The following is a 20,088-nucleotide window of genomic DNA, read 5'->3' on the forward strand; positions in this document are numbered from 1 at the left end:
ATGACGGGTGGACTGGTCTGTCTCTTCCTGTAACGGCGGAGCCACCAACTCCGCCAACCACAACGCAATACCGAACCGGGCGAAACGAAGCTGAGATCAGGCAGAGGTCGTTCGCCCAATGAAGACCCCCCGGGGGAGGCTCGTCCTCCCCGGGGGCCTTCGTTGGCGACCCCGCCGCGATTGATGCTTCCGAGTCCACTCCTTGGATCAGGAAGGCACACATCGTGTTCACCACACACCACTCGCGCACCCCCCGCGCAGCCGCAGGGGTCGCCACCCTTGTGCTCACGGGCGCGCTCGTTCTCAGCGGGTCCGCGGCCAACGCTGCGCACCTCGACAGCCACGTCAACGCCACGTTCGCCGAAGGTCAGTTCCTGACCGGCACCCTCGCCGGCATCTCATTGGACAGCGTGGTCAGCGTCAACGGCGCCCAGGCGTTCAACGACGGCACCGAGTCGAACGCGCACGGAGCTGCACCCCCTCTCCGTCACCGCACTCAGCGCCGTGACGGTCGGGACCGGAACGCCCGTCACCGTCCCGCTCGGCGAGGCCGTCGAGCTCGGCGCCGTGTCGCAGTTCGCGCTCGCGGAGCCTGGTGCGGCCGTGGGCGCCTCCGGTGCCATCACCAGCGACGGCGGGCTCGGGCTCGGCTCCGACGCCTCCCTCCCCAGCGGTTCGGCCACGATCGACCTGCAGGCGCTCATCGGCCCGGCCTTCGCCGAGACGATCGCCGACCTCAGCCTCGAGCTCGAGGCCATCGCCGCCCGCGCCGAGCGCGACGGCACCGACGCGAGCGGCGACTACTACCTCGCCGGCGCAACGCTCAACTTCTCGAGCCCCGCCATCGCGCGGCTGACCGAGAAGGTCAACCGCTCGCTCGATGTCGTCATCGACGAGATCGACAGCCTCAGCGGAGATGACGGCGACCTGCTCGCGCTGGTCTCGGCCCTCGTCGCCGACCTGAACCCGGCGCTCAACCTCGTCGGCACGAACGCCAACGTCTCGGCGACGATCGACTCGAGCCAGCTGCGCAGCGCGGTGTCCGCGATCCTGACCGCCGCATACGGCGACGGCGGCGTCTCGTTCAACCTCGAGACCGGAGTCGTCTCCGTCGACCTCGAGCACTACGTCGGGAGCCTCAACAACCTCCCGGTCAACACCGAACTGCTCACCGACGTCGTGATCTCGCGAGTCCTGCACACCATCACCGACACCGTCGAGGGTCTCGCCGACGACGTCGTCGCCAAGGTGGAGGACGTCATCCGCGATCTCGAGGTCGACGTGCACGCCGACCTCGTCGTCAACGTCGCGCAGGCCCCCGTCGTGAAAGAGGTCTGCACGACCGTCGAGCGTGTGATCCAGGTGCCCGTGCTCGGAGGCCTTCTCGGCACCGTCACCGGCACCGTCGACAAGATCGTGCAGGAGCTCGTCTGCCGCGATGAGACGACGCTGCTCGACCCGCTCAAGACGAGCCTCGTTCTGGACATCTCCGCGACCGTCGACGAGCTCATCAGCGGGGTGGGCGTTGACGCCAACGTCTCCGCCCAGGTGCTGAGCGTGCCGATCCGGGTGAACGCCGATCTCTTCATCGGCGCCATCGGAGACCTCCTGAGCGATCGCCTTCTCGGCGACGGCGCGATCTCCGACCTCCTCGATGCTCTCGAGCTGAACCTGGTGGACCCGGCCCTCGACGCGCTGCTCGACGACTCCTCGTCGGTGCAGGACCTGCTGACCGGCGTCGTGTCGATCATGATCAACGTGCAGGAGACCTCGCTGACCGGGGAGGCCGGAACGGCGCCCGCGGACGACCCGTACTTCACCCAGACCGCCGTGCGCGTCGGGGTGCTGGACGGCGGCGACCTGCTCTCGCTGAGCCTCGGCACGGCGACGGTCGGTCCGTACACCGGCAGCACCGGCGACCCGGGCTGCCTCACCGACTGCGGCAACGGCGGCGGCGGTGGTGGCGGTGGTGGCGATGACGACACCGACCTCGAGAGCCTCCCGCTCGGCGGCGGACTCGCGAGCCTCGCGCTCACCGGCGTCGGGATCGCGCTCCTCGTGTCGATCATCCTCGGCCTCCTCATCGTCGGCAGCGCGCTGCTGATCGCACACCACCGTCGGACCCACGGCGGTGCGGCGCTCGGCTGATCCAAACGAGCGTCGGGAACCACGGAGCCGGAGTCGCCTGGGGGTAGGCGGCTCCGGCTCCGCTCCCCCCAGCGAGGCCCAGCCGAGTAGGCTGGGCCTCGTGCAGCGCGTCTCTCACCGCATCGGATCCATCGCCGAGTCCGCGACCCTCAAGGTCAACGCCAAGGCCAAGCAGCTCAAGGCCGCCGGTCGGCCCGTCATCAGCTTCGCGGCGGGTGAACCCGACTTCCCCACGCCCGAGCACGTCGTCGAGGCGGCCATCGCCGCCGCACGCGACCCCAAGAACCACCGCTACACGCCCGCGGCAGGTCTGCCCGAGCTGCGCGAGGCGATCGCCGCCAAGACGCTGCGCGACTCCTCCCTCGAGGTGGACCCCTCGCAGGTGATCGTCACCAACGGCGGCAAGCAGGCCGTGTACCAGGCCTTCGCCACGCTGCTCGATCCGGGCGACGAGGTGCTGCTTCCGGCGCCGTACTGGACCACCTATCCGGAGGCGATCGCGCTGGCCGGCGGCGTGCCGGTCGAGGTGTTCGCGGGAGCCGACCAGAACTACCTGGTGACCGTCGAGCAGCTCGAAGCCGCGCGCACCCCCCGCACCAAGGTGCTGCTGTTCGTCTCGCCGTCGAACCCGACCGGCTCCGTCTACTCGCCCGAGCAGGCGGCCGCGATCGGCGCCTGGGCCGAAGAGCACGGGCTCTGGGTGATCAGCGACGAGATCTACCAGAACCTCGTCTACGACGGCGTGCGCGCCGCCTCGATCGTGGAGGCGACGCCCGCGCTCGCCGACCGCACCATCCTCGTCAACGGCGTCGCCAAGACCTACGCGATGACCGGCTGGCGGCTCGGCTGGATGGTCGGACCGAAGGACGCGATCACCGCGGCGGCGAACCTGCAGTCGCACCTCAGCTCGAACGTCTCCAACATCTCCCAGCGCGCCGCGCTCGCCGCCCTCACCGGGCCGCAGGACGCGGTGGACGAGATGCGCCTGGCGTTCGACCGCCGTCGCCGCGCGATCGTCGCCGGGCTCGGCGCGATCAACGGCGTCACCGTTCCGCTCCCGCAGGGCGCCTTCTACGTGTATCCGGATGTCTCGGGTCTGCTCGGCCGCGAATGGTCCGGCGTCACGCCGACCACGAGCCTCGAGCTCGCCGACCTGATCCTGGAGAAGGCGGAGGTCGCCGCCGTCCCCGGTGAGGCCTTCGGACCCAGCGGCTACCTGCGCTTCAGCTACGCGCTCGGCGACGCCGACATCGCCGAGGGCGTCGCGCGCCTGCAGGAGCTCTTCGGCTAGACCGCGCATCCACCGATCGGTGGAGGTGAGAACCCACCGGTCCGTCGTTGTCGGCGCTGCGCTCTGCGAGCAGAGTGGAGGCATGACAACGGACACAGTGGTGGAGGTGCGCGATCTCCGCAAGGTGTATCGCGGCGGCGCGGTCGCGCTGCGCGGCCTCGATTTCGACATTCATCGCGGCGAGACCTTCGCGCTGCTCGGCCCGAACGGGGCCGGCAAGAGCACGACCATCGAGATCCTCGAGGGCTACCGCGACCGCACCGGCGGGGAGGCGCGCGTGCTGGGCGTCGACCCGCAGCACGGCGGGCTCGCCTGGAAGGCCCGCCTCGGCATCGTGCTGCAGAGCAGCGGCGAGACCGGCAACGCGACCGTGCGCGAGCAGCTGCGGCTGTTCGCCGGGATGTACCCGAACCCGCGCGACGTCGAGCAGGTGATCGCCGCCGTCGGCCTCGAGTCGAAGGCGGATGTGCGGATCAAGAAGCTCTCCGGCGGCCAGCGCCGCCGCGTCAACGTCGCCCTCGGCGTGATCGGGCGCCCCGAGCTGCTGTTCCTGGACGAGCCGACCACCGGATTCGACCCCGAGGCGCGCCGCCAGTTCTGGGAGCTCATCCGCGACCTCAAGCGCGAGGGCACCACGATCCTGCTCACCACCCACTACCTCGACGAGGCCGCCCAGCTCGGCGACCGGGCCGGGATCGTCGCGGGCGGGCGCCTCGTCGCGCTCGGCCGCATCGACGAGCTCGGCGGCGCCGAGGCGCGCGTGCCGATCGTGCGCTGGATGGAGCACGGCCAGGTGCGCGAGGAGCACACCGACCGTCCCGCCTCGCGCGTGGCCGAGATCGTCGCCGCCAACGGCGGCGCCGAGCCGGACCGTCTCGAAGTGATCCGTCCCAGTCTGGAAGACATCTATCTCGGTCTCGTCGGCGAGACCGCGCTGCAGGAAGAGGCCCTCGCATGACCATCGCCACCGCACCGCTTCACCCGGGTCGCACCGTCCCGCTGGGACTCGCGCGCATCCGCTACGAGATCGCCATGTACTTCCGCCAGGGCGACACCGTCTTCTTCACGTTCCTGTTCCCGCTCGTGATGCTCACGATCTTCTCGGTCGCGTTCAGCGAAGCCAGCTTCGGGCTCGACCCGGACGGCGAGTCCGTCACCGCGGCCGCCTACTACCTGCCCGGCATGCTCGCCGCGGGAGTGCTGCTGTCGGGGCTGCAGAACATGTCCATCGACATCGCCATGGAGCGCAGCGACGGCACGCTCAAGCGCCTCGCCGGCACGCCGCTGCCGATGATGAGCTACTTCGTCGGCAAGATCGGCCAGGTGCTCGTCACCGGCATCCTGCAGGCGGCGCTGCTGATCCTCGTCGCCGGCGTCGCGTTCCAGGTGCCGCTGCCGACGGATGCGGAGAGCTGGGCGACCTTCGCCTGGGTGTTCTTCCTCGGCGTCGCCACCTCGGCGATCCTCGGCATCGGGCTGGCGAGCCTGCCGCGCAGTGGCAAGAGCGCCACCGCCGTCATCATCCCGATCGTGCTCATCCTGCAGTTCATCTCCGGCGTCTACCTGCGGTTCAGCGACCTGCCGGACTGGCTGCAGAACGTCGCGAGCGTGTTCCCGCTGAAGTGGCTGGCTCAGGGCATGCGCGCCGTGTTCCTGCCGGAGAACTTCGAGGCCTTCGAACCGGGTGAGAGCTGGAACCTGGTCGGCGTCGCGCTCGCCACGGGCATCTGGCTCGTCGTCGGTCTGGTGCTCGCGCGCCTCACCTTCCGCTGGATCCGGAAAGATAGCTGACATGAACAACCCGCGGTGGTGGGATCTCGCGATCCTCGGCACGAGCGCTGTGCTCGCCGTGATCGTCGCGTTCGCCGCCCCCGCGGGTCCTCGGCAGCTGGTCGGATTCCTGATCCTCGTCGCCTTCGCGGCCGCCTGGCTCGCGATCGGGCGCCCCGCGTATCGTCGCGAAAGCTATGCGCAGCTGTCGCTGTTCATGGCGGTCACCGTGCTCGTCGCGGGCGGGCTGACCGCCGTCCACCCGACGCTCGCGCTCAGCCAGTGCATCGCCTACCCGATCGTCTGGGCGCTCGCCCCGTCGACGCGGCGCTCGGTCATCGCCAACTTCGGGATCGCGCTCTCGGTCGGCGCCGGGTTCATCGTCAGCCTCGGCGCGAGTCCGGGCATGCTGCTGCAGACCGCGGTGACCGTCTCGGCATCGCTCGCCTTCAGCCTCGCCCTCGGCCTCTGGATCACCCGGATCGCGCAGTTCGGCGAGGAGAAGGCGCGCCTGCTCGAACAGCTCACCGACGCGCAGCGCGAGTTGGAGGTGCTGCACCGCGACCGCGGGGTGACCGCCGAGCGCGAGCGCTTCGCGCGCGAGCTGCACGACACGATCGCGCAGAGCCTCACCGGCCTCGTGCTGCTGACGCAGCGGGCCCGCCGCGAGTTCCGCACCGGACGCCTCGACGACGCGACGCTCGAGCTGCTCGAGACCGCGGCGCGCGACACCCTGACCGAGACCCGCTCGCTCGTGGCCGGCACCGCCCCGGTCGACCTCGGCGGCGGGATCGCCGCCGCCCTCGCCCGGCTCGCCGTGCGCTTCGAGCGCGAGACGGGGATGACCGTCACCATCGAGGCCGCCGAGGGCATCGCGCTGGACCGCGACGTCGAGGTGGTGGTGCTGCGCTGCGCGCAAGAGGGGCTGGCGAACGTGCGCAAGCACTCCGCGGCCTCGCACGCCCGCATCGAGCTGAGCATCGACGACGGCGCCGCCCGGGTGCGCGTCATCGACGACGGCGTCGGCTTCGACCCGACCGTGCGCCGCGGCGCCGGCTTCGGCCTCGACGGGCTCACCGCCCGAGTCGAGCTCGTCGGCGGCACGGTTTCCGTCAACGGAACCCCGGGCGCCACGACGCTCACGGCGCGCGTCCCGCTGGGAGCCGCCTCATGATCCGCATCCTGGTCGCCGACGACCACCCGATCGTGCGCGCGGGCCTGGTCGCCCTGCTGGAGGCCGAGGACGACATCGAGATCGTCGGCACCGCGACGACGGGCGTCGAAGCGGTCGAGCAGGCGCTGGCGACGCGACCCGATGTGGTGCTGATGGATCTGCGGATGCCGGAGCTCGACGGCGACGCCGCGACGGCCAAGATCCGGGCCGGCGCCCCCGAGGTGAAGGTCGTCATCCTCACCACCTACGAGTCGGACGACGCGATCCTGGCGGGTGTCGAGGCGGGCGCCAGCGGCTACCTGCTGAAGGCCGCCCCCGAGCAGGAGCTGCTGGCCGGGTTGCGCGCGGTCGCCGCCGGCGAGGTCGCCCTCGCGCCGCGCGTCGCCGCCATGCTCGTCACCCGGGTCTCGCGTCCGGCCGAACCGGCCGCGGCGCTCAGCCCGCGCGAGCTCGACGTGCTGCGGCTCGTCGCCGACGGCCTCAGCAATCGCGCGATCGGCGAGCGGCTGTTCGTCGGCGAGTCGACCGTGAAGACGCACCTGCTGCACGCGTTCGCAAAGCTCGACGTCGCCGATCGCACGCGCGCCGTCACGCGCGCGATGGAGCTCGGGATCCTGTAGCGCCCCGCGCTCAGAGCGCGGCCGCGACCTCGTCCCAGGTGGGGATGGAGCTGGTGGCGCCGGGTCGCGTCACCGCGATGGAGGCGGCCACGGTGGCCGTGCCGACCGCCTCCTCGAGCTCATCCCCGGCCACCAGCCGGGCCACCAGGGCCCCGACGAAGGTGTCGCCCGCCGCGGTCGTGTCGACCGGGGTCACCTTCCGCGCCGGAACCTCGGCCACGATCTCGCCGGCCCGCGCGATCACGGAGCCGTGCTCGCCGCGCGTCATGATCACGGTCGCCGCCTGCTGGCTCAGGGCGCGCGCCGCGGCGAGCTCGTCGTCGACGCCCGCCAGTTCGCACGCCTCCCCGGCGTTCGGAACCAGGATGTCGACGAGACCGAGCAGCTCGGCCGTCAGCGGGCGCGCCGGCGCCGGGGTGAGGACGGTGCGCACCCCGGCCGCGCGGGCGAAGGCGAGCGCCTCCGCGACAAGCTCCAGCGGGCGCTCCAACTGGAGCACGAGCGCGGCGGCCCCGGCGATGTGCGAGCGCGTCGTGTCGTCGAGCTCCGTGACGGCGGCGTTCGCGCCCGGGACCACGACGATCGAGTTCTCGCCGTCGTCGACGACCGCGATGTGGGCGGTGCCGGTGGGGCCGGAGACCTCGAGGAGCCCGGCCAGGTCAATGCCCTCACCCGCGAGGCACTCGCGAAGCACGCGACCCGCGTCGTCGGCGCCGACCGCGCCGAGGAAGGTGACATCGCCGCCGGCGCGGGCCGCCGCGACGGCCTGGTTGAGGCCCTTGCCGCCGGGGACGGTGACGAAGTCGTGGCCGAAGATCGTCTCCCCCGGTTTCGCGAGTCGCGGCTGGGTCACCACGAAGTCGAGATTGGCGCTTCCGAGCACGGCGATGTGAGGCATTGTTCGAGCGTAGCGGGACTAGAGGTGCACGCCGACGAGCACCGGCTCGGGATGCAGCACCACGCCGAACTGCGAGAGCACGCGCGTCTGGACGTAGCTCGCCAGCTGCACGATCTCGGCCGCGGTGGCGCCTCCGCGGTTGACGATCGCCAGGGTGTGCTTGCTCGAGATCGCCGCCCGGGAGCCCGGCAGCGCGAACCCGCGCGTCACGCCGGCCCGCTCGATCAGCCAGGCGGCGGAGAGCTTGACCAGGTACTCGCCCGAGGCCGGCTTCGCCAGGCTCGGCACCTCGGCGCCGAGCGGCAGCACGCGATCCGGCTCCTCCGGTGCGGTCGGCCAGCGCGGCGCGTCGCTCGGCAGGCCGCGCGCGAAGTGCTCGCTCACGACCGGGTTCGTGAAGAACGACCCGGCGCTGCGCGAGTCGAGGTCGCTCGGGTTCCAGAGCATTCCCTTGCTCGCCCGCAGCTCGAGCACCGCGGAGCGCACCTCGCGCACCGGGATGCGGTCGCCGAGGCGCACGCCGAGGGCGTCGGCAAGCTGCGGGTAGGCGATCGGCTGCGAGAGCGCCGCCTGCCCGGGCGCCGGCTCGAAGAGCGCGAGCTCGAGGGAGACCACCAGCCCCAGCCGTCCGCGCTTGAGCGCGCTCGTGCGGTAGCCGAGGCCGAGCGCCGCCGCGGGGATCCGCGACAGCTCGCCGGTCTCGAAGTCGAGGAACTCGATCGCGGTCAGGCTGGAGGCGAGCTCCTGCCCGTACGCGCCGATGTTCTGCACCGGCGCGGCCCCCGCACTGCCGGGGATGCCGGAGAGCGCCTCGATGCCCGCCCAGCCCTGCCCGACGGTGTGCGCGACGACGTCGTCCCAGCTCTCGCCCGCCTCCACCCGCAGCCGCACGGTGCGCTCGCGCGCCCCGTCACCGGCGTGGTGCTCGGGGGCGCCGGGCTCGCGCAGCCGCGGCGGTTCGCCGGGGAGCCGTTCGATGCCGCGGCTGGCGACCCGTACCACGGTTCCGTCGAAGCCGTCATCGGCGATGACCACGTTGGAGCCGCCGCCGAGCAGCAGCCAGTCCTCCGGCTCCGACCACGCGGACTGCACGGCGTCGAGCAGCTCGGCGCGGGTCGCGGGCGTGACCAGCTGCGCGGCCGCGCCGCCGACCCCGAGGGTGGTCAGCGCGGCGAGCTCGGTCACGTCGGCGGTCACGCGGGCAGGGCGACGACGGCCTGGGCCTTGCCGAGCACGGTCTGGCCGTTGTAGCTCACCGTGAGGTCGATGCGCACTCCGGCGTCATGGAGGGCGCCCACCTTGGCGCTGACGCTGACGACGGCGCCGGTCTCCGGATCCACGACGACCGGGCGGGTGAAGCGCACCTGGTAGTCGAGGATCTTGCCGCTGTCGCCGCCGAGCCACTCGACGACGGGCTGCACCGCGAAGCCCATGGTGAGCATCCCGTGGGCGAGAACCCCGGGAAGCCCGACGCTCGCGGCGACGTCGTCGCGGTAGTGGATCGGGTTGAAGTCGCCGGAGGCCCCGGCGTAGCGCACCAGGTTGTCGCGGGTGAGGCCGAAGCTCGACTCGGCGACGACATCGCCGACGGCGAGGGCGGAACGATCGGGCAGGGCGCTCATGACTCATCTCCTCGGACGACGAGCGTCGAGATGGCCGTGACGACGTGCTCGCCCTCGGCATCCACGATCTCGGATGACGCGGTCACCATGCTGTTGCCGCCGAGCGACTTGACGCTCGTCACCGTCATGGTGGCGCGCAGCTCATCCCCGGCGACGACGGGGCGCGTGTAGCTGAAGCGCTGGTCGCCGTGCACGACGCGCGAGAAGTCGATGCCCGCGTCCTCGTCGGCGAGCAGCTGCGCGAGCGTGTGCTCCTGCACCACCACCGGGAAGGTGGGCGGCGCCACCACGTCGGCGTAGCCGGCCGCACGCGCGGCCTCGGGGTCGAGGTTGATCGGACTCGTCGACAGCACGGCGCGAGCGAACTCGCGCACCTTCTCGCGACCGACCAGGTACGGCTCGGTCGTCGGGTAGCTGCGACCCTGGATTTCGGGGTTCACGGACACGCGTCACAGCCTACCGGCGCGCGCCGCACGGTTCGGAGGCCGGCGGCCCGGCGGGAACGACCGAAGCCCCGGGGCCCTGCGGCGCCCGAGGCTTCGGAATTCTCGTTCCCGGCCGTGGCCGGGGTCAGTGGTGTGCCTTACTGGCAGCTCTCACACTGCAGGTCGTCCATCGGATCGACCGGGACAGCGTAACCACCAACGGTGTCGACGTCGTTCATGTGAGCCTCCTCATTTCAGCGGTTCCCCTACGCCGTCCGGAGCTGGAAAAGCCTCGACCGGTGAGTTGGTCCTTCACTATATACCGGGAATTCCACTGATGTAATTACCTAGATGTTGTGATTTCGGCGTGTCGCCGGTTTCTTGCGCCTCGACGCGCAATTCTGCCGGCGGCGCGGGGTCGCAGCGTTACTCCGCCGAGACGGCGGCGGCTCCGCGCGGCTCGCGGATGAGCGTCTCCAGCGGCAGAATGGCCGCTCCGAGCGCGACCGAGTCTCCCCCGAAACGCGTCGGAAGCAACTCGAATTGCCCCGCTGGCCGGTCGAGAGCGTTCGCGCGAATCGCGGCGGCGATTCGCGGGCCGAGCGTCTCCATCAATCGAAGCCCGACCCAGCCGCCGACGATGACGCGACGCGGATTGGTGAGGTTGACGAGGCCGCCGAGTCCCGCACCGAGGGTGAGAACGATGTCATCAACGACGCCTGCCGCGACCGGATCGCCGGCCTCGGCGGCGCTCAGGAGCTCGCCAAGGGCTCCCCATCCCGTGCCCTCGAACACGCCGCCCGCGGCAGACCACGAGGCGAGGATCGCATCGGCGCCGATGTAGGCCTCGATGCACCCTCGCCCGCCGCAGCGGCACAGCCGGCCGGCACGTTCGATCTTGGTGTGCCCCCACTCCCCCGCGCTGCTTGTCGCGCCGCGCTGCACTTCGCCGTGGGTCACGAGCGCGAGGCCGACGCCGCGGCCCAAGAGCGCGATCACCGCATGATCAACGCCGCGCGCCGCACCGAACCAGAGCTCCGCCCTGGCCAGCGCCTTCGCGCCGTTCTCGGCGAACACGGCAACCGAGTGGGTGACGAGCTCTGTGATCGGCGTCGCGGGCCACCCCTGGCTCTGCGCGTACAGGATCTGCCGACCATCGTCCTCGGTCTCGACGATGCCAGGAAGCCCCAGGCCGACCCCGAGCAGGTTGGGCCAGGCGTGGGGATTGCGTGCGCCCAACGCATCGAGGGCGCCGTCCAGGTCGTCGCGAAGCAGCTCCGGAGTCTCCTTTGCGCGGCCGCCACGAAACTCACGGTCGATCAGCTTCAGCCGAAGGTCGAAGAGCTCGACCGCGACGCCTCGCTCGCCGACGTCCGCACCGATGACGTAGGCGCCCTCGGGACGAGGTTCAAGCACTGCGATGGGGCGGCCGCCCCGCGAGGCGACCAGGCCCGCTTCCCGCACGAGACCTTCGGCCATCAGATCAACGACGATCTTCGTCACGGAGGCCAGCGAGAGCCCCGTAGCGCGGGCGATCTGGGAGCGGTTCGTCTGCTGCGCCAGGATGATCTCGGTCAGCACGACCGCGCGATTGCGCTGCCGGAGCGAGCTCACCGTCGCTGATTCGGGAGCGGATCCGGTCCCGATGCGGGACGCGCCAGTGGTCATGGTGCTCTGACGATACCAATCACGTCGCGGACTCGGCGCAGCACCGCGACCCACGCTGGAGACTCCGCCGTGACGCGCACGCCGCGCGCGCTCGGCTCGATTCGCACCGGTGCCCGCTGACCCTCGCCGTCGAGCGCCACCATCCGCTCGCGGTCCGCGCCGGCATCGAGTTCGAACTCGAGCCACTGGCCCGGCTGCAGCTCGACGATGAGTCGCTCCTCGGGCCGATAGGGGCGACCGTCGGCCTGCTCGAACGGATTGATCGGGTTGGCACCCGGATGCGCGAAGCGCACGGTGACGCCGTCTCCCTCGCGAAATCCCTCCGGCGTCGTCGAGATCCCCGACCCCCCGCCGGACGACTCTCCCGGCCCACGAAATCCAAAGCCCCATGCGGGAATGACCGACGGCGATACCGCCGTGATCGCTTCGACGATCTCGGGCTGCCAGCGCGCGTTCTCGATCCGGATGTTGTCCAGCAGCGCGTCGAAGCTGGCACGGGCCTCGTCACGGCTCAGACGCGTCGAACCGTCGAGGCTTTCGATCACCCGGTCCCAATGCGGCGGCACCGCCACCGAAACAGGCGAAGTGCGGGTGTCGACCTTCTTCCACGGCCAGAAGTTCCAGCCGATGTCGTGCGATTCGTAGAGCCGGAACGCTGCGTAGAGCCACTCGCAGGTGTTCTCGCCGCCTTCCCCCATGTAGATCGGCAGCCCCAACCGCTCGCGCGCCTCGAGGAATCCGGTAATGCTCGCGCGATCCGCGGGAGACCAGTACTTGTGAAACTGCAGCGCCGAGTTCGCGTCCCACACCTCGGTGAAGACATCCCAGTTGGTCGCCCAGTGCGCACCTTCGTACATGATCAGGTGGTGCGGGTCTTCGGCCCGGACCGCCGCGGTGAGGTCGCGATACAGGGCTCCGAGGTCGTCGCGATACGCGTGCTGCCATTCGTTGGGGAGCGGCTCGTTGAGCAGGTCGTAGCCGAGCACAACTGTTTCATCGCGGTACCGCCGCGCCAATTCGGCCCAAAGCGCCACTGTGAGTTCGCGGTACCTGGCGTCCAGGAAAAGGTCGGGGCGGCCGTGCGGTGAGTCGTCAATGTTCGTGCCGGTCTGCCCCCCGGGCGCGCCATGCAGATCCAAGAGGACCCAGAGACGGTGCGTCCGGCACCAGGAGATGAGGCGATCGATCAGGGCATAGCCTTCCTCGATCGGGCCCCCGAACTCGTCCTGGACGACGCGGGAGTTGATCGGAAGCCGGACGTGATCGAAGCCGCTCGCCGCGATCCGTTCGATGTCCGCCTCCGTGATGAACGCATCACGGAATCGCGGCCAGAAATCGGCCGCGTACTTCGCACCCGCGAGTCGCGCGACGAGCGCCTCGATCTCGCGAGGCGACTCTCCGCCCGGACCGAAACGCCACATGTAGCCCTCCGGCAGCAGCCAGTTGCCGAGGCCCACACCGCGCAGCAGCAGCTCGCGTCCAGAACCGTCAACGAGGCGCCCCGCCTCGGCTCGTACGTATCCGTCGAAATTCGCCGGTCGCGGCGCAAACGTCGAGGTGGTCGGGCTGGTGGTCACGAAGTCTCTCCCGGTGCTGAGTGGCGCGTCGGTCATTTCAGCCCCGACAGGGCGAAGCCTTGAACGACGAAGCGTTGGAACGCGATGAAAACAAGCAGCGTCGGGATCACCATGACGCTCGCCGCCGCCATCTGCAGCGACGGATTGACGGTGATCTGCTGATTGAGAAGCGACAACCCCACCGACAGTGTGTAGAGCTTCTGGTCGCTCGCGATGATGAGCGGCCACAGGAAGCTGTTCCACCCGGTGATGAACGCCAGGACGGCCTGCACGGCAAGGATCGGCTTGGACATGGGCAGCACGATCCGCCAGAACGTCCGGAACTCTCCCGCACCATCCAGTCGCGCCGCCTCCAGCATCTCGGTCGGAATCGTCGACATGAACTGCCGGAACAGGAAGATGCCGAACCCGCTGACCAGGGTCGGAAGCGCGATCCCGAGCAGCGTGTTCGTCAGCTTCATGCCGTTCAGGATGAGGTAGGTCGGGATCATCGTGACCTGGACCGGAATCATGAGTGTCGCGAGCACGAGAAAGAACATCACTCGTTTGCCGCGGAAGTCGAATTTGGCGAAGGCGTATCCGGCCATCGCCATCAGCAGCAGGCCGACCGCGCCGATCAGCACAACGATCACCGTATTGACGAGGTAACGGCCGAAGTCGAGCTCCGTGAACAGCCGGGCGAAGTTGTCGAGCGTCGGCTCCTGCGGAAGGAGCGTCGGCGGAAAGTCGAGCGACTCGCGCTGCGGCTTGAAGGCTCCGCTGAGCATCCAATAGAGCGGAAACGCGGTCGCGACGGCCCCCGCGCTCAACGCGACCATCACAAGAGCGGACACGGCGCGGCGCGCGGAGCGGCGCGACTCGGGCGTCGTGGGACGCGACCGGCGCGCCTGACGCGTGAACTCAGTACTCATCGTCGCTCCTTCGGACGCGCAATTGGACGACCGTCACGATCGCGATGATGATGAACAGCACGAGCGATCCGGCGCTGGCGTAGCCGAACTGGTTGAGGCGGAATCCCTCCTTGTAGAGGAAGATCGACATCGAGGCCGTGGCCCCCAACGGACCGCCGTCCGTCAGGACGAACGGCTCGTCGAAGAACTGCAGCCAGGCGATCGTCGTCGTCACACTGACGAAGAAGATGGCGAACCCGAGCAGCGGCAGAATGATCGACCGCGTCATCCGCCATTCACCCGCCCCATCGATCGCCGCCGCCTCCTGGTATTCGCGCGGAATCCCCTGCAGCGCCGCGAGGAAGATGATGATGTTGAGGCCCGTGCCACGCCAGATCGCGACGAGCGCGACGGAGAACTTGGCGAGGACCGGATCCGACAGCCACTGCACCTGATCGACACCGATCAGCGAAAGCAGCCAGTTGAACAAGCCGAACTGCGTGTTGTAGAGGTAACCCCACACCAACGAGATGGCGACGATTCCGGTGATCGCCGGGACGAAGTAGAAGGTCCGCAGTGCGCGCGCGAAACGTCCTTCGCTTCGGTTCAGCAGCAGCGCGACCGCGAGGGAGAGCACGACGATCGCGGGCACGCCGACAACCACGAACACGCCGGTGTTGCCGAGTGCGCGCCAGAAATCGGGATCGGCCGCGAGGGCCGCGTAGTTGGCGCCGCCGACGAACGTGACATTCGACCAGTTGGCGAGCCCCGAGATGTTCATGTCGGTGAGGCTGACGAGCGCCGCGACCACGATGGGGAAGACGCCGAAGGCGACGAGGAGCACGAGCGCGGGCGCAGCAAGCACGTACGGAGCAAGACGAGTTCGGCGCACCCGACGCGTCCTTCCTGGTTGATGGGAGTCGGCACCGTTGGGGCGCCTCGGGAAGGGGTGCCGGCGCAGCGCGCCGGCACCCCCGATACGGGCTAGTTGATTGACACGCCGGCAGTCTTGGCGATCAGCTCGGCAATCGCCGCGTCGCGGTCCATGCCCTGCAGCACGATCGAGTTGAGCGCCGTGAGCAGGTCGGAACCGGTGCCCCCGTCCCAGTTGGGCACCATCGGGAGGACTCGCGAGGTCGCGAGCTGTGAGGCGTAGACCTGGACCAGCGGGTCACTCGTGAGTGCGGGGTCAGCCAGCGCCGCGGACGCGGACGGCAGCTCACCGTTGATCGCGAACCACTCAACCTGAGTCTCGGGCGTCGACAGGAACGCCAAGAGGTCGAGCGAGGCGTCCACCTGATCGGTGTTGTGCCAGACCGCCATGTTGGAGCCAGCGAACAACGATACGGCGCCCTCGGCGCTCGGCACCGTCGACACTGCCCACTGCCCCTCGAGTTCCGGCGCGGCGTCCGCAATCGCGCGAGCCAGGTACGGGCCGCTGATCAGCATCGGCGCGACACCGGAGATGAAGCCCTGCGCCTGATCGAAGTCGCCGTTGGTCGGCACGCTTCCGTCGGCGTAGAGCCCGGTGTAGAGGTCGACGGCGTCCGCGAACGCCGCAGTGTCGAAGTCGACGTTCCCGTCAGCATCGATGATGTCCCCACCATGCGACCAGGTCATGATCACCGGCAGGGGGCTGTCCCACTGCGGAATGTAGTAGCCGTACAGGTCGTCGCCCCGTGCCGACAGCACCTTGGCATCCGCCCGAAGTTCATCCCAGGTTGCGGGCGGGGCATCGATCCCGTGCTCCGCGAGGATATCCGTCCGCGTGAACAGGACGCGCGTGTCGCTCACCCAGGGAACGCTGACGATCTCGCCGCCGACCGCCGTCAACGCACCGCCGACGCCGTCCGGGAAGTTCGACGGGTCAAGCGCGGGGTAGTCGGCGAGGTGGTCGTCGAGAACCAACAGGGCCCCCGCATCCGCGAACGTGCGGAGCTTCGACAAGCCAACCTGAATCAGATCCGGGCCCGAGCCCGACGCGACGGCTGTGGTGAGGCGTTCATCGATCGAGTCCCAGGGAATTGCGACGACCTCGACTTCGGTGCCGCTCTCGTCGACGTACGGCGCGACCAGTTGTTCGAAGTTGGCGCCCGAGTCGCCCATGATCCAGACCGTCAAGGGGCCGCCATCCGTGGCGCCGGTGTCGGCGGCGCAGCCGGCGAGGCCAGCGACAAGCCCCGCCGAGGTAAGGACGGCGAGTGCCGTCGTGGCTGTTCTCTTCATTGAGATCTCTTTTCTTTGCTGGTGTGATTCGCGGAGGTGCGGGGAGCGGGTCGCGAACAACCGACTCCCATTGTGGTCACGTCGCGGCGTCAAGGAGACGCGACGCGGTGCGGTGCTCGGCGACCAGGCGCCGATACCAGTGCGCGCTCAGTTTCGGAATGCGCTCCTGAGTGCGGTAGTCGACGTAGACGAGGCCAAAGCGCTTGCTGTAGCCCTCGGCCCACTCAAAATTGTCAAGAAACGACCACGCGTAGTAGCCGCGCAGATCAACGCCAGCACGGATCGCGGTGGCTGCCGCGGTCAAGTACCCGCGCAGGTAGGCGACCCGTTCCAAATCGACGACGTCCCCGTTCGGATCGACATAGTCGTCGTAGCTCGCTCCGTTCTCGGTGACGTAAACCGGAAGCGCGGTCACGCTCGCCACTCGCTTCAGCACTGCCGCCAACGAGTCGGGGATTACCGACCAGCCGAACGAGGTCGTCGCCGGGTCCGCCGGGCACTCGCCGACCCGCAGGCGCCCACCGTCCGGATCGTGCCATGCCACCACGCGCTGGTAGTGGTTGACGCCGGCAAAGTCGGTGGGCGCCCCGATGAGCTCAAGGTCACCGGCATGGATCAGGGACCGCAAGCCCAGCTCGTCGAACGCGGCATGCACGGCGGAGGAGTACTCCCCGCGATAGACAGGATCCAGGAACAGGCGGTTGCTGCTCGCGTCCAGCCGCTCCGCGGCGGCTCGATCGGCCTCGGAGCCGGAACGGGGCACGATGTCGGTGACGATGTTGGTGATTCCGACGATTGCGGAGGGTCGCTCGGTTCGAATCTCGGCGAGGGCGAGGCCGTGGGCCAGGTTGAGGTGGTGTGCCGCGGCGAGCGCCGCGCGTTCGTCGCGACGCCCCGGCGCGTGTGCGCCGGTGCCATAGCCCAGGGTCGCACTGCACCACGGTTCGTTGAGAGTGATCCACTCGTCGGCGAGGTCGCCGAGCGCGCGGACGGTTCGACGCGCGTAGTCGGCAAATCTGGTCGCCGTCGCCCGGCTCGGCCAACCGCCCGCGTCTTCGAGTGGCTGCGGCAGATCCCAGTGATAGAGGGTGACGAGCGAACGGATGCCGCGTGCGCGAAGACCGGACAGGACGTTGCGGTAGAAAGCCACCGCCTCCGGGTTGAGGTCGCCCTCCCCGCGCGGCTGCAGTCGAGACCAGGAGACCGACAACCGGTAGTCGCTCACGCCGAGCTCACTGAGCAGATCGAGATCTGACTGCCACAAGTGATAGTGGTTGCAGGCAACGTCACCGGTGTCGCCGTGGAGGGTCAACCCCGGCGTGGTGGCAAAAGTGTCCCAGATGCTCGGCCCCCGGCCTCCATCTCGCGCCGCGCCCTCGATCTGATAGGCCGCCGTCGCGAGACCCCACCTGAACCCGTCAGGGAACGCATCAATGTCTCCCACGGAGGGCTCCGTGGCGAGGAGGGCTGCTACCCGGGATTCGGTCATCGTCGATCGCTTCGGTTGCGGGGAGCGTGAACTCATCACGCTTATTTCACGCCTAACTATATGTCGCACGAAAACAGGGCGCAAGCCCCTTTTCCGAACGGCGCGAATCCGCGCCGCTCCGGACCCGGCCGGCGGCTCGGCGACACCGCTCCGCGCCTGCCTAGACTGGCGCGCATGGCACCGATCGACCTCAACGCCGATCTCGGCGAGGGCATGAGCGAGGACGCCGAGCTCACCGCCCAGGTCACCAGCGCCAACGTCGCCTGCGGCTTCCATGCCGGCGATGTCGAGACGATGGCGGTCACCGTGCGCCGGGCGCGCGAGCACCGGGTGTCCGTCGGCGCGCATCCCTCCTACCGGGATCGCGAGAACTTCGGCCGCAGCCCGATGAACCCCTCGCCCGCCGAGCTGCGGGCCGACCTGGAGCTGCAGATCGCCGCCCTGATCGAGGTGGCCGCCGAGGCGCGGGTCAAGGTGCGCTACCTGAAGCCCCACGGGGCCTTGTACAACCGCATCGCGGTCGATCCCGGACAGGCCGAGGTGGTGGCGCGCATCGCGGCCGCCGCGGGGCTGCCGCTCGTCGGCCTTCCCGGGAGCGCGATCGAAACGGCCGCCGATCGGCGCGGGGTGCGCTTCGTGCCCGAGGCGTTCGCCGACCGCGGCTACCTTCCGGATGGACGACTCGCCCCGCGCGGGGAGCCCGGCGCGGTGCTCACCGACCCGGACGAGGTCGCCCGCCGGGCCGTGCGCCTGGCGCGGGAGCACGTGGTCACCGCCCTCGACGGCACCGAGGTGCTGATCGATGCGGCCTCGCTCTGCGTGCACGGCGACACCCCCGGCGCTGCGAGGCTGGCCCGCGCGGTGCGCGCCGCCCTCGAAGCCGAGGGCATCGGCCTGCGGGCATTCACGTGAGGATCCTGCCGTTCGGCGACCGCGCGCTGCTCGCCGAGTACGACACGCTCGAGCACACGATGGCCGCGACGCAGCGGCTTCAGCGCACCGCGCCGCCCGCGGTCGTGGAGCTCGTTCCGGCGGCCCGGACGGTGCTCGTGCGGGTGACGCCGGGGGCGTCGCTGCGCGCGATCGAGACCTGGCTGCGGGAGGTCGGCGATCCGGAACCGGCGCCCGGCGGCGAGGACGCGCCCCTCGTCGCGATCCCGGTGCGCTACGACGGGCCGGACCTCGCCGAGGCGGCCGCAGCCGTCGGGCTCTCCGCCGAGGAGCTCGCGGAGCGCCACGCGTCGAGCACGTGGGTGTGCGCGTTCACCGGCTTCGCGCCCGGCTTCGGCTACCTCGTCTCGCCCGACTTCGGCCTCGAACTGCCCCGCCGCGCCACCTCCCGCCCGCGCGTCGCCCCCGGCTCGGTGGCGCTCGCGGCGGAGTTCTCGGGCGTCTACCCGCGCGCCTCCCCCGGCGGCTGGCAGCTGATCGGCAGCACCGACGCGGTGCTGTGGGATGCCGAGCGCGAGCCCGCCGCCCTGCTCACCCCGGGCACCCGCGTCCGCTTCGAGGCGGTGCCATGAGCCTTCAGATCCTCGATCCGGGGCCGCTCGCCCTCGTGCAGGACCGCGGCCGGCCCGGTCACCTCCGGGACGGGGTGGGCGTCTCCGGCGCCATGGACCGCGGCGCTCTTGCGCTCGGCAACCGACTGCTCGGCAACCCGGCGAGCGCCGCGGGTCTCGAGCTCCTGCTCGGCGGGGCACGCCTGCGCTTCACGACTCCGACCTGGTTCGCCCTGACCGGCGCCTGGCTCGACGCCGACCTGGACGGGGTGCGCGTCGAACCGCACACCGCGACGCACGCCGAGGCGGGGGCCGAGCTCCGGCTCGGGGTCGCCACGCACGGCGTGCGCGGCTACCTTGCGATGCGCGGCGGGGTCGCGGCGCACCCCGTGCTCGGCTCTCGCTCGCGCGACACCCTGGCCGCGCTCGGCCCGGAGCCGCTGGCCGCCGGCGACGTGCTGCCGCTCGGCCCGGAGCCTGACGCCCCGATCCCCGCGATCGACTTCGTTCCCGTCGACCCGCCGAGCCCGGAGGCGCGCGCGATCGCCCTGCGCCCGGGACCCCGGCAGTCCTGGTTCACCGCCGCCGCGTGGCAGGCGCTGTTCGCCGAGGGGTGGGTGGTGTCCGCGCGCGCCGACCGCACCGGCATCCGCCTGGACGGTCCCGCGCTCACCCGGGTCGACGACCGCGAGCTGCCGAGCGAGGGGATGCTGCCCGGCGCCATCCAGGTCTCCCCCGACGGCGCTCCGACGATCCTCGGCCCCGACCACCCGGCGACCGGCGGCTAC

Annotated in this window: 18 protein-coding genes and 1 pseudogene; 9 read left to right on the forward strand and 10 right to left on the reverse strand. The window is 70.2% G+C overall.

Features of this window, described 5'->3' with window-relative positions:
* Positions 1-471: 471 nt before the first annotated feature.
* The 6 genes from AC0L6Y_RS10080 to AC0L6Y_RS10105 all read left to right on the forward strand — a co-directional run bounded on the left by AC0L6Y_RS10080 (position 472) and on the right by AC0L6Y_RS10105 (position 7,003).
* Positions 472-2,148 (forward strand): choice-of-anchor G family protein, encoded by a 1,677-nt coding sequence (locus AC0L6Y_RS10080; protein WP_473558440.1) that lies wholly within the window; start codon positions 472-474, stop codon positions 2,146-2,148.
* Between the two features lie 100 nt (positions 2,149-2,248).
* Complete coding sequence (locus AC0L6Y_RS10085) at positions 2,249-3,439, forward strand: pyridoxal phosphate-dependent aminotransferase (RefSeq protein ID WP_473551741.1); 1,191 nt, start codon at positions 2,249-2,251, stop codon at positions 3,437-3,439.
* Between the two features lie 82 nt (positions 3,440-3,521).
* Positions 3,522-4,397: an ABC transporter ATP-binding protein gene (locus AC0L6Y_RS10090; protein WP_473551748.1), complete on the forward strand. Its 876-nt coding sequence runs from the start codon at positions 3,522-3,524 to the stop codon at positions 4,395-4,397.
* On the forward strand, positions 4,394-5,230 hold the full coding sequence (locus AC0L6Y_RS10095) for an ABC transporter permease (protein WP_473551754.1): 837 nt from the start codon (positions 4,394-4,396) through the stop codon (positions 5,228-5,230). The genes AC0L6Y_RS10090 and AC0L6Y_RS10095 overlap by 4 nt, the downstream gene beginning before the upstream one ends.
* Before the next feature lies 1 nt (position 5,231).
* A complete protein-coding gene (locus AC0L6Y_RS10100; RefSeq protein WP_473551759.1) occupies positions 5,232-6,383 on the forward strand; it encodes a sensor histidine kinase in 1,152 nt (383 codons plus the stop codon).
* The gene (locus AC0L6Y_RS10105; protein ID WP_473551765.1) at positions 6,380-7,003 is read left to right on the forward strand and encodes a response regulator; all 624 of its coding nucleotides are present in this window, start codon (positions 6,380-6,382) and stop codon (positions 7,001-7,003) included. Before AC0L6Y_RS10100 ends, AC0L6Y_RS10105 begins: the two co-directional genes overlap by 4 nt.
* 10 nt (positions 7,004-7,013) lie before the next feature.
* On the opposite strand, the gene AC0L6Y_RS10110 is transcribed toward AC0L6Y_RS10105, so the two are convergent.
* From AC0L6Y_RS10110 to AC0L6Y_RS10155, 10 genes are all read right to left on the reverse strand, one after another.
* Positions 7,014-7,901: a ribokinase gene (locus AC0L6Y_RS10110; RefSeq protein ID WP_473551769.1), complete on the reverse strand. Its 888-nt coding sequence runs from the start codon at positions 7,899-7,901 to the stop codon at positions 7,014-7,016.
* 18 nt (positions 7,902-7,919) lie between these two features.
* Positions 7,920-9,098 (reverse strand): UDP-N-acetylmuramate dehydrogenase, encoded by a 1,179-nt coding sequence (locus AC0L6Y_RS10115; protein ID WP_473551771.1) that lies wholly within the window; start codon positions 9,096-9,098, stop codon positions 7,920-7,922.
* Positions 9,095-9,523 (reverse strand): MaoC/PaaZ C-terminal domain-containing protein, encoded by a 429-nt coding sequence (locus tag AC0L6Y_RS10120; protein WP_473551774.1) that lies wholly within the window; start codon positions 9,521-9,523, stop codon positions 9,095-9,097. The genes AC0L6Y_RS10115 and AC0L6Y_RS10120 overlap by 4 nt, the downstream gene beginning before the upstream one ends.
* Positions 9,520-9,969, reverse strand: a complete 450-nt coding sequence (locus tag AC0L6Y_RS10125; protein WP_473551777.1) for an FAS1-like dehydratase domain-containing protein — start codon at positions 9,967-9,969, stop codon at positions 9,520-9,522. The genes AC0L6Y_RS10120 and AC0L6Y_RS10125 overlap by 4 nt, the downstream gene beginning before the upstream one ends.
* Positions 9,970-10,374: 405 nt before the next feature.
* The gene (locus AC0L6Y_RS10130; RefSeq protein ID WP_473551781.1) at positions 10,375-11,616 is read right to left on the reverse strand and encodes an ROK family protein; all 1,242 of its coding nucleotides are present in this window, start codon (positions 11,614-11,616) and stop codon (positions 10,375-10,377) included.
* On the reverse strand, positions 11,613-13,193 hold the full coding sequence (locus tag AC0L6Y_RS10135; RefSeq protein ID WP_473551785.1) for a glycoside hydrolase family 5 protein: 1,581 nt from the start codon (positions 13,191-13,193) through the stop codon (positions 11,613-11,615). The genes AC0L6Y_RS10130 and AC0L6Y_RS10135 overlap by 4 nt, the downstream gene beginning before the upstream one ends.
* Positions 13,194-13,225: 32 nt before the next feature.
* Positions 13,226-14,104, reverse strand: a complete 879-nt coding sequence (locus tag AC0L6Y_RS10140; protein WP_473551789.1) for a carbohydrate ABC transporter permease — start codon at positions 14,102-14,104, stop codon at positions 13,226-13,228.
* A complete protein-coding gene (locus tag AC0L6Y_RS10145; protein WP_473551795.1) occupies positions 14,094-14,975 on the reverse strand; it encodes a carbohydrate ABC transporter permease in 882 nt (293 codons plus the stop codon). Before AC0L6Y_RS10145 ends, AC0L6Y_RS10140 begins: the two co-directional genes overlap by 11 nt.
* A gap of 92 nt (positions 14,976-15,067) precedes the next feature.
* Positions 15,068-16,309 carry an extracellular solute-binding protein gene (locus AC0L6Y_RS10150; RefSeq protein WP_473551800.1) on the reverse strand — a complete coding sequence of 414 codons (1,242 nt, stop codon included), beginning with the start codon at positions 16,307-16,309 and terminating at the stop codon, positions 15,068-15,070.
* Between the two features lie 76 nt (positions 16,310-16,385).
* Positions 16,386-17,753 carry a GH1 family beta-glucosidase gene (locus AC0L6Y_RS10155; RefSeq protein WP_473551805.1) on the reverse strand — a complete coding sequence of 456 codons (1,368 nt, stop codon included), beginning with the start codon at positions 17,751-17,753 and terminating at the stop codon, positions 16,386-16,388.
* Between the two features lie 219 nt (positions 17,754-17,972).
* Here AC0L6Y_RS10155 and AC0L6Y_RS10160 point away from each other — a divergent pair, with 219 nt between their 5' ends.
* The 3 genes and pseudogenes from AC0L6Y_RS10160 to AC0L6Y_RS10170 form a co-directional block, all read left to right on the forward strand.
* Entirely contained in the window at positions 17,973-18,710 is a 738-nt protein-coding gene (locus AC0L6Y_RS10160) for a 5-oxoprolinase subunit PxpA (RefSeq protein ID WP_473551810.1), read from the forward strand.
* Complete coding sequence (locus AC0L6Y_RS10165; RefSeq protein ID WP_473551813.1) at positions 18,707-19,321, forward strand: 5-oxoprolinase subunit B family protein; 615 nt, start codon at positions 18,707-18,709, stop codon at positions 19,319-19,321. Before AC0L6Y_RS10160 ends, AC0L6Y_RS10165 begins: the two co-directional genes overlap by 4 nt.
* A pseudogene (locus tag AC0L6Y_RS10170) lies at positions 19,318-20,082 on the forward strand (5-oxoprolinase subunit C family protein); the annotation flags it as partial. The gene AC0L6Y_RS10165 and the pseudogene AC0L6Y_RS10170, both read left to right, overlap by 4 nt.
* Between the last annotated feature and the right edge of the window lie 6 nt (positions 20,083-20,088).

The sequence above is a fragment of the Pseudolysinimonas sp. 10J20-29 genome, from assembly GCF_055809595.1.